At 38.9% G+C, this 1009-nt stretch carries 1 protein-coding gene; it reads right to left on the bottom strand.

Annotation, left to right across the window (positions count from 1 at the left end):
- Positions 1-882 (bottom strand): IS21 family transposase (gene istA / locus ACERJO_RS20965; protein ID WP_373648780.1); only part of this gene is annotated, 882 nt, incomplete at its 3' end.
- Between the last annotated feature and the right edge of the window lie 127 nt (positions 883-1009).

Raw genomic sequence — 1009 nt, 5'->3', positions numbered from 1 at the left:
CAGAAACCGTTCCCCTACTTTTTCTTTCGTTTTAGGCACATACGTTTCTTCGTAGGCATGACATCTTTCCATAAGATAGTCATTGAGTTCGTCCAGATCGCTTACCTGAGGAACTGGAACCAAAAATTGTGATCGTGCGGTTTGAACTAGTTTTTCCACTTGTCCTTTTTCGTTTCCTTTTGCAGGGGCGCAAAACTGGGCATCAAAAAGATAGTGGGAACGAAACTGAGTGAAAGCCTCCTGTTCTTCACGTTTTTTTCCTTCTAGTACTTTCTTTACAGTTGTTTTCATGTTGTCATAAATAATCGTTTTTGGGACACCTCCGAAATAATCGAAAGCATCTGCATGACCTTGAAATAAAGCTTCTTGGCGCTGATGTGGAAATACTTTCACAAATATCTTTCGACTGAATAAAAGTCTCAAACAAAAAAGTAAAACTTTCGTTTCAATCCCATTCAAAATGATGGAAACTTCTCCCCAATCAAATTGAGCAAATTCACCTGGATCAAATTCCAACGGAATAGAGGAATTAGGGGCTTCCTTAAGCTGCTTATAGTGGCGTACAAATCGGCGAATGGTGGACTCACCACCTTTAAAGCCATATTCATTCACCAAGCGTCTGTAGATTTGAGCAGCTGTGTGACGCTGTTTTAAAGGGGCGGATTCATCGTCTGTTAACCACTGAATAATTATCGGTTTAACGGAATCGACGACCGGATGGGCAACCGGCTTTTTTCGTTGATACGTTGGAATGTCAACCTGATTTAAGGCTTTTCGAATGGTTTGTCTTGATAATTTAAGATCTTTTGATAATTGTCGAATCGAACGACCTTCTTTAAAGTACAATTTTCTGATAAGCTCTATATTAGCCATCTTTAACATCCTTTTTTCCTCCCTAATCATTTAAGTTCTCGCAAACTCTATGATAAGGGAAATGGTGTTAAGGGTGGTCAACTTTTTGATTAGCGAATTGTACTAAAGTGGTCAACTTTTATTTTAGCGTTTACAA

Source organism: Halalkalibacter sp. AB-rgal2, assembly GCF_041821005.1.
Taxonomy (GTDB): domain Bacteria; phylum Bacillota; class Bacilli; order Bacillales; family Bacillaceae_D; genus Halalkalibacter.
This window is presented reverse-complemented; position numbering and strand designations above follow the sequence as displayed.